At 68.6% G+C, this 6442-nt stretch carries 7 protein-coding genes; all 7 read right to left on the reverse strand.

What is annotated here, in order from left to right:
• On the reverse strand, positions 1-2007 hold a 2007-nt coding region (locus ABY44_RS01655; RefSeq protein WP_431640781.1), incomplete at its 3' end, for a secretin N-terminal domain-containing protein.
• Between the two features lie 31 nt (positions 2008-2038).
• The gene (locus ABY44_RS01660) at positions 2039-2509 is read right to left on the reverse strand and encodes a hypothetical protein (protein ID WP_027790291.1); all 471 of its coding nucleotides are present in this window, start codon (positions 2507-2509) and stop codon (positions 2039-2041) included.
• Positions 2506-3060, reverse strand: coding sequence for a hypothetical protein (locus ABY44_RS01665; RefSeq protein ID WP_060083853.1), 555 nt, complete (start codon positions 3058-3060; stop codon positions 2506-2508). The genes ABY44_RS01660 and ABY44_RS01665 overlap by 4 nt, the downstream gene beginning before the upstream one ends.
• A complete protein-coding gene (locus tag ABY44_RS01670) occupies positions 3057-3587 on the reverse strand; it encodes a hypothetical protein (protein ID WP_060174043.1) in 531 nt (176 codons plus the stop codon). The genes ABY44_RS01665 and ABY44_RS01670 overlap by 4 nt, the downstream gene beginning before the upstream one ends.
• Positions 3584-4354, reverse strand: a complete 771-nt coding sequence (locus tag ABY44_RS01675; protein WP_230948862.1) for a hypothetical protein — start codon at positions 4352-4354, stop codon at positions 3584-3586. The genes ABY44_RS01670 and ABY44_RS01675 overlap by 4 nt, the downstream gene beginning before the upstream one ends.
• A complete protein-coding gene (locus ABY44_RS01680; protein WP_060174042.1) occupies positions 4335-5969 on the reverse strand; it encodes a GspE/PulE family protein in 1635 nt (544 codons plus the stop codon). The genes ABY44_RS01675 and ABY44_RS01680 overlap by 20 nt, the downstream gene beginning before the upstream one ends.
• A 54-nt stretch (positions 5970-6023) precedes the next feature.
• Positions 6024-6442 (reverse strand): type II secretion system F family protein (locus tag ABY44_RS01685; RefSeq protein ID WP_431640782.1); only part of this gene is annotated, 419 nt, incomplete at its 5' end.

Raw genomic sequence — 6442 nt, forward strand, 5'->3', positions numbered from 1 at the left:
CGGCAAGGCGGCCGCTTCCGCACGCACACGCATCATGCTGCCGCCTTTCATCGTGGGCCTGCCCGATACGGCCCCGGCGTCGCCCGATTCTTCAGCCGGGGAGGCTTCAGCGCCCTGCGCGGTATCGACGGCCTCGTCCTGGCCCGGTTGCGCGGCAGGCGCGGCGTCCGCGACGGGTGCCGCCGGTTCGATCGGCGCATCGAGATCCGGGCCGTTCGACGAAGCCGACGAAGCCCTCGGGGCCGGCGCGGCCGATGCGGATTCGAGCGTCAGCGCCTCGGTCGTCACGCGCGTCTCGGTCCCCGACAGGAACGTGGTGACGGCCGACGTCGGCAGGTCGAGGTTGCGCTCGATGTGCGGGGTAATCAGCAGCACGATTTCCGAGCGCTCGTTGCTGCGGCCGTTCGAGCCGAACAGGCGGCCGACGACGGGCAGGCCCGACACGCCGGGCAGACCCGAGACGTTCTCGATCTCGTTGCGCTTGACGAGGCCGGCGAGGATCTGCGTTTCGCCGTTTCGCGCGGTCATCAGGGTTTCCGCATTGCGCGTCCCGAGCGAATAGGCGACGAGGCCGGTCTTGGTCGTTTCCTTCGACAGGATGCTGCTGACTTCCATGTTGACCTTCACGCTGACCTCGTCGTCGAGGCTGATGCGCGGCTCCACCTTCAGCATCAGGCCGACGTCCTGGTAGCTGACGGATTCCGTGACGACGCCGTTGGCGTTCGTGGTCGTGACGATCGGCACGCGTTCGCCGATCTTGATGTTGGCCTTCTCCATGTTGCGTACGCGGATCTTCGGATTCGCGAGCGTCTTGGTCTTGCCCTGCTTCTGCAGCATGTCGATCGCGAGCGACAGCGCGCCGGATTCGCTGGATACGCCGATCCGGTCGCGGTTCAGGCGCAGCAGGTCGCCGAGCGTCAGCGCCGCGCCCTCCGCGCCGCCGAGCGCGCCGAACTGCACGCGGCCCGGGTACTGGACGCCGAGATCGAGGCTGTCGTTCATGTTGACCTCCAGCACCTGCACGTCGAGCGTGACTTCGGACTGGGGGATGTCCAGCCCCATCACGACGCGCTCGGCCACCTGGATCGTTTCGGGCGTGTCGCGCAGGACGACCGCGTTGACACGCTCATCCACGTAGATGTCCTTCGGCTTGATCATCTGGCGCAGGGCCGCCATCACCGATTTCGCGTCCGCGTGCGACAGGAAGAAGGTGCGCAGCGCGAACTCGGTATAGGTGCGGCTTTTCTCCGGCTGCGACGGGTAGACGAGCAGCGTGTGCTTGTCGAGCACCTTCTTCTCGAGCTGGTTCGTGCGCAGCAGCAGGTTGATCGCATCCTCGGCGGTGGTGCGCTCGGCGAACAGCGTGGCGGGCTGGTTCGTATCGACGTCGCGGTCGAACACGAAGTTCACGCCGGACACGCGCGAGATCACGTCGAAGATGTTCGACATCGGTTGCTGCTTGAAATTGAGCGAAACCGGCTTGCGCAGCGCGTCGGACAGTTGCGGGCGCACGGGACGGCTCGCCTGCGACGCGCGCAGCAGCGCATCGCGCAGCCGCTTGGCTTCCGCGTGGTTCGGCTGTTCGGCAAGGATGCGCCGCGCGATCTCGAGGGCTTCCTGCGGTTGCTCGCCGCGGATGCGCTGTGCGCGCGACAGCTCGACCGCCATTTGCTGGCGGCGCTTGACCTGCTCGAGTTCCTGACGGGCGCGCAGATTGCCGGCGTCCTCGGCCAGCACGTTGTTCAGGTGATCGATCGCCGCGCTGTGGTTGCCCTGTGCGTTTTGCCGGTCGGCGGCCTTCAGCTCGGCGCGCACGTATTCCTGCCGCGTGAGTTCGAGGGAAGTGGCGATCCGGATGTCTTCCGGTGCGGCTTCCTTCTGCTGCTGGAGCGTGCCGAGGCGTTCGGCGGATGTCCCGGCGGCGGACGGGCTGCCGGCCGGGAGGCTCGAGCATCCCGCCAGCGCCAGCGCCGAGGTCAGGAGCAATAGACTGATGGTTCGTTTCATCATGGTGTTCGATAGAAGTTCGATTCGCAATTCAATGGGTCGGCGACGGCGGCGACAGCTCGATGTCCGAGCCGTTTCGGGTCATGACGACCGGACCTGTTTCGCCCAGCGTTTTCAGCCGGTAGCCGTCGGCGATCTCGCCGCCCGGCAATACGGCATCGCGGACGCCGCAGCGGCGTCCGCACAGCAGGAATGTCTTGCCGTCGCCTTCCAGCACGACGATGCGCTGCCCTTGCGTGCGCCATTCGCCGGCAATCTCGAACGGCATCGGCGGCGCGGCGGCGGCGTCGATCGGATCGCTCAGCGCTGGCGGCTCCGCCGCGGGCGGTTCGACAGGGGCGGGCGTGGCGGGGGGCGCGTCTTCCGCGCCGAGCGACACCCAGCTTTGGGCCGGGAACACGTCGACGATGCTCGGCTGGCCGACGGACTCGTGCGCCAGGCTGCCGCCTGAGGCGGCAACGGCCAGCGCCGCCGCGACGCGTATGAAGGTGCGGCGCATCATGCGTCGGGCCCCAGCAGGCTGACCCGCAGATCGACGTTGACGACGGGGCTGTCGATCTTTTCGCGCTCGATCGTGACGCTCTCGATACGCACCATTGGCTGGTCGGCGATTTTCCGCATCGCTTCGCGCAATCCGGCGTAGCTGCCGCTCAGCGCGATGCTGATCGTGAGCCGTCGCAGCTTGCCCTTCACCTCGGCCTCGCGCCGGTAGGTCGCGTGCTTCCGTTCCAGGCCGTTCTGCGACAGGATCTCGAACAGCGAATACGCCTGCTCGCGGCTGCGCAGCTGCTGGACGTCGTGCAGCGTCATGCCGCCGTCGCCGGCCTTCGGGCCGGGCTTGGGCAGCGCGGCCAGATCCTTGGCGAGCGCGCCGCGCGTCGCGTCGAGTCGCGCGCCGCCCGGTTGGATATAAAGCGCGTGCAGGCCGAGCAGGGCGACGACCGCGCCGGCCGCCAGCAGCCCGGGCACGCCGAGCTTGCGGGTCGCGACATAGCGCCCCCAGCGCAACCGCGCAGCAAGCGCCGTTTTGTCGATTGCATTCAGGTGGGTCATGGATGTTCGATGCTCAGGCTGAAGTGAAAAATGGCCTTGCCGTCCTCGGTCTTCATCCGATGCTGGAGCAGGCCGATCATGCGGTCCGGATGGCGGTCGTGCAGGCGGTCGACGAACAGGTAGACGTGCGACAGCTCCGCGGCACCGCCTTCGATGCGCGCCTCCCGGCCCGCCTTGTCCACCGTCAGCGACTTCAGCGCGATCTGTGGGGTCCAGGCGTGCTCGATCCAGTCGATCACCGACAGGCCGGAGCCCTTGTCGGTCATCGTCTGTTCGGCCAGCACGCGCTCGATGCGCCGCTGCTCGGGCGTCTTGGCCTTCTCCCGCCGCTGTTCGCGCTCGATGACGCGCTGACGCTGCTCGATGCGCTTCTCGACCTGCTCGACATCGTCACGCAGTGCTTCGACGCGGTTCCATTCGCTGCCGGCGAAGAGCCCGGCCGCCAGCGCGCAGCACAGCGCGATACCGGCCCACGGCGTCAGGCGCGTGCGCGGCGCGATGAAGTTCAGTTCCGACAGGCGCTTCATGCCGGATCCTCCGCCGCGACATCCATCGGTTCGGCCGTGCGGCCATCCGCCGGCGCGCACGCCGCGTCGCCATCGGCGAGCATCGAACCGTCGAACCGGCAGGCATGCGCGTCGCCGCCGGCCGGCTGCCCGGCGATCAGCGCCGCCGCGGCGAACCAGTCGTCGCGGCGGTCGCCGGCGCGCGGCAACGTGACGATGTCGGCCCATTCGCCCGAACGCCGGAAAATGCACGTCACGACGTGCGGCTGGCGAAGCGCGAAGCGGAAATCGTCGCCGACCAGCCGCGCGGCGTGCGACGCGAGCGACGCCGACAGCGCGTCGCGGAAGCTGGCGAGCCGCCAGCCGGCCGCGCGGCTCGCGTCGACGAGCGCCGCGAGGAGTTCGTCGCAGGCCGCGACCGCAAGGCGCGCGCGGCCGCGCCGTTCGTCCTCGATGAGGATGCGCAACGCGCCGCGCTGCGCGCGCGCGGCGAACAGCATGCGGGCATACGCATCCCACGCGGCGTCCGACACCAGGCCTTCCTGCCAGGGCAGCACCACACCGTGCGACCACGGATGCCCGACGACGACGTGGAGGCGGTTGCGCATCGGCAGGCGCGCTTTCGGCAGGCCGGCGAGCACCTGCACGAGCGCGTCGGCTGGCCGGCCCTCGTGGGCGACGACGGCGAGCGGCGCACCGGTGCGCCGTGCGCGCCGGCTTTCATGCGCCCGGACGTGCAGCGTATCGGCGTCGATCAGCACGGTGACGTCATTCCAGAGCGATTGCACGCTGCACCTCCTGGAATGTCGTCATTCGTGCGCGCACCGCCGCCAGCCCCGCGTCGCGCATCGACTGATAGTCGGGGCACTCCGCGAGTGCGCGCGCGCGCTTCTCGATCGAGCGCTCGAGCAGGGCCGCCTTCAGCGGCGCATCCAGCGCAAGCACTTCGGCAAGCCCGATCCGGCCGTGATAGCCCGTGCCGCGGCACGTGTCGCAGCCGGCGCCGGGCGCCACCTCGCGCCGAAGCACGTCGGGCGGCGCGCCGGCGAGATCTGCGCCGCTCGTCGCCGGAGCGCCGCAGGTCGCGCAGATCCGTCGCACCAGTCGCTGCGATACGACGCCGTTGAGCGCCTCGAGAAAGGTCGACGGTTCCACGCCCATGTAGATGAAGCGGTCGATCACGCTGAAGCCGTCGTTCGCGTGCACGGTCGACAGCACGCGGTGGCCGGTGAGTGCCGACTGCACCGCGATCGACGCGGTTTCCTCGTCGCGGATCTCGCCGACCATCACCGTGTCCGGATCGTGCCTCAGGATCGAACGCAGCCCGCGCGCGAAGGTGAGGCCCTTGCGCTCGTTGACCGGAATCTGCAGCACGCCCTTCAGCTCGTATTCGACCGGATCCTCGATCGTGATGATCTTGTCGTCGCCCGTGTTCACCTCCGACAGCACGGCATAAAGCGTCGTCGACTTGCCGCTTCCGGTCGGCCCCGTCACGAGCATGAGCCCGTAGGGGCGATGGGCGAGCGCACGCACGCGGCGGGCGGTCGACGCGTCGAAGCCGAGCACGTCGAGGCTCACGCTGTCGCCGCGTTGCGACTTGTCGAGCACGCGCATCACCGCGTTCTCGCCGTAGGTGCCGGGGATGATGGAGACGCGGAAATCGATTTCGCGCCCCTGCATCACGATCTTGAAGCGGCCGTCCTGCGGCACGCGTTTTTCCGCGATGTCGAGGGCCGCGAGCACCTTGAGCCGCGACATCGTCTGCGTGGCGACTTCGATGCCGGGAATGTGGCGGATCGACTGCAGGACGCCGTCGATCCGGTAGCGGATCGACAGGCCGTCCGCCGCCGATTCGAGGTGAATGTCGCTCGCGCGGCTCTGCAGCGCGTCGTACAGCGTCGAGTTGACCAGCCGGATGATCGGGCTTTCGTCCCGGGCGATGCTGGCGAGCGAAATCGATTCGGTCACGCGCGCGAGCGTGTCGCCCGATGCGTCGATCGTCACGTCGTCCATCGCGCGTTCGTTCGATTCGAGATCGCCGAGCAGGCGCTCGACTTCGCCGGGGGTGCTCATCGCGAGACTGACCGGCCGCGCGCCGACGCGCGAGAGCAGTTCGTCGCGCACGCTGCGCGCGACCGGATCGGCGACGACGATGCACGGTGCACCGTTGCGCTTGATCGGCAGCGCGCGCAGCGCCAGCGCGTCGTGCAGCGGCAACAGGTCGAAATGCGTCGGCGCGGCGCGCAGCGTGTCGGCGTCGATCGGATCGATGCCGAGGCAGGCCGCCACTTCGGCGAGACGCGTCGCGTCGGCGCGCATCAGGTCGTTGACATACTCGGCGAAACCGATGCCGGACGCCTCGCTTTCCGCGTGCCAGCGTTGAATCAGGTGTTGCGTAGTCATCTTGAATTCTCCAGTTGGGAAGCGGGAAGGCGGGCATCTGGCCGGCCGGGACCGCTATCCGACGCTGCCGGCCAATTCGAAGATCGGCATGTACAGCAGCAGAACCACCGCGCCGACCGTTGCGCCGACCGCGAGCATCAGCACCGGTTCGAAAACCTTGCTGATCATTTCGATCGACCGGTCGAGCGCGCCGTCGTGGAACTGCGCGATGTGCTCGCACATTCCGCCCAGGTCGCCGCTCTGTTCGCCGACGCGCAGCAGCCGCTCGGCGACGGAGGTCGTCAGTGCATGGGCCGCGAAGACGGTCGATACCGATCGTCCGGCACGCAACTCGGTCAGCGCGGTCGCGAGGCGCGCCCCGAAATGCGCGGGCAGCACCTTGCCGGACAATTCCAGCGCGTCGATCACGGGCGTGCCGCCCGCGATCAGGAGTCCGACGGTTCGATAGAACCGGGTCAGGGCGAACAGCGCAC

Origin of the sequence: Burkholderia sp. ZZQ-2, assembly GCF_050768715.1 — a bacterium.
Classification (GTDB): Bacteria; Pseudomonadota; Gammaproteobacteria; order Burkholderiales; family Burkholderiaceae; genus Burkholderia; species Burkholderia cepacia.

What these genes read in the sequence shown, in the direction of transcription:
- ABY44_RS01660 (WP_027790291.1), bottom strand. Translation starts at nt 2,509, where the DNA reads ATGATGCGCCGCACCTTCATACGCGTCGCGGCGGCGCTGGCCGTTGCC.
- ABY44_RS01665 (WP_060083853.1), bottom strand. Translation starts at nt 3,060, where the DNA reads ATGACCCACCTGAATGCAATCGACAAAACGGCGCTTGCTGCGCGGTTG.
- ABY44_RS01670 (WP_060174043.1), bottom strand. Translation starts at nt 3,587, where the DNA reads ATGAAGCGCCTGTCGGAACTGAACTTCATCGCGCCGCGCACGCGCCTG.
- ABY44_RS01680 (WP_060174042.1), bottom strand. Translation starts at nt 5,969, where the DNA reads ATGACTACGCAACACCTGATTCAACGCTGGCACGCGGAAAGCGAGGCG.